The organism is Rhizobacter sp. P2_H3 (assembly GCF_056403355.1).
Genome location: NZ_JBFUFQ010000487.1, coordinates 1 through 1,348, shown reverse-complemented (window position 1 = coordinate 1,348; position 1,348 = coordinate 1). Strand labels below are relative to the sequence as shown.

2 protein-coding genes are annotated in these 1,348 nt (G+C 67.1%); both read left to right on the top strand.

Translation table 11 applies throughout. The annotated features are described in order from the left end of the window. A partial coding sequence (locus AC1D1T_RS32545) for a hypothetical protein (RefSeq protein ID WP_477993484.1) occupies positions 1 to 327 on the top strand: 327 nt, incomplete at its 5' end. A gap of 183 nt (positions 328 to 510) precedes the next feature. Continuing rightward, on the top strand, positions 511 to 1,348 hold an 838-nt coding region (locus tag AC1D1T_RS32540; protein WP_477993482.1), incomplete at its 3' end, for a diiron oxygenase.

The following is a 1,348-nucleotide window of genomic DNA, read 5'->3' as shown; positions in this document are numbered from 1 at the left end:
GTGCAGCAGTTGCGGCTGCAGGTGATGCAGATCCTGGACGAACTGCAGCACCTCGTTGCCGACGAGGCCGACTACGCGCGCGCCTTGCTGATGAAGCTCGGGCGCATCGTCGACGAGCAGTTGACGCCGCGTGCGACCGCACAGCCCGCACCCGCCTGGTTCGGGGACTGGCAGCCACCCGCGTGGCTCGCACAGCCGATCCAGATCGCAGCCGCGGCCGTCAGGGCGCCGCTCTCGACACCTGTGATGCGAACGCGCGTCGGCCGGCGACGACCGAAGACCGGTCCCACCCTGCCGCAACGCGCGGCCGGCGCGGGCACGGCCTGAGCCTGGCCCGGCAGCAGCCGCAGCGCCGTCGCGCGCTGCGTGCTCTGCCTGGCATCGTTTGCAGTGGCGTGTGCAGTGCGCCGGGCCTGCTGCGAACAGGGTGAACTGCACAATTTCTCCTCTTGTGGTGGCTAGGGTCGCCAGTGCTCCACCGATCCGCACACACATTCAGGAGGACTGATCATGAGCACTGAAACCACCGGTCTCGACGTTACCGATCCCGAAACCACCGTCCGCTATGCCCGCTGCATCGAGCTCTCGAAACGCGTGCGCTGGGAGATCGACCGCGACGTCATCCGCAGCCGCAGCTTCGATTTCGACCAGAAATTCCTGCCCGACGGGCTGACGCAGCTCGACCGGCTGCAGGGCTACAGCGCCAGCGAGAAACGCCTGCTCAGCCAGATCCAGGGCCGCACCTACGCCAACATGTTCGGCATGGTCGAGCGCTTCATCAATGCCAAGCTGCTGGACGTGAGCCGCGAGTACTGGTTCGGCGACCAGATCGCCCTCGAGGCGCTGATCCGCTTCAGCGACGAAGAGCTGAAGCACCAGGCGCTGTTCCGGCGGCTCGAGCACCTGATGGCCGCCGGCATGGCGCCCGGCTACCAGTTCGTGCCCGAGGCCGACCCGGTCGCCCGCCTGGTGCTCAGCAAATCGACCTGGGCAGTCCTGGCGCTGACCTGCCACATCGAACTCTTCACGCAGACGCACTACCAGCGCAGCATCCACCCCGATCCTGAGCTGTCCGAACTGTTCCGGGACGTGTTCCGCTTCCACTGGAAAGAGGAATCCCAGCACGCGGTGCTCGACGAGATCGAATGGCACCGGGAAGACGCCAGGCTGACGCCGGCCCAGCGCGATGCGGCGGTCGACGACCTGATCGCGCTGATGCTCGCCGTCGACGGGCTGCTGCGTGCACAGAGCGAATCCGACGTCCGGTACTTCATTCACCGGCTCGGCCCGCGCTCGCCGGAGCAACTGGATCAGCTGCGCGCCGTGATGCTGCGGGCCTACCGCTGGC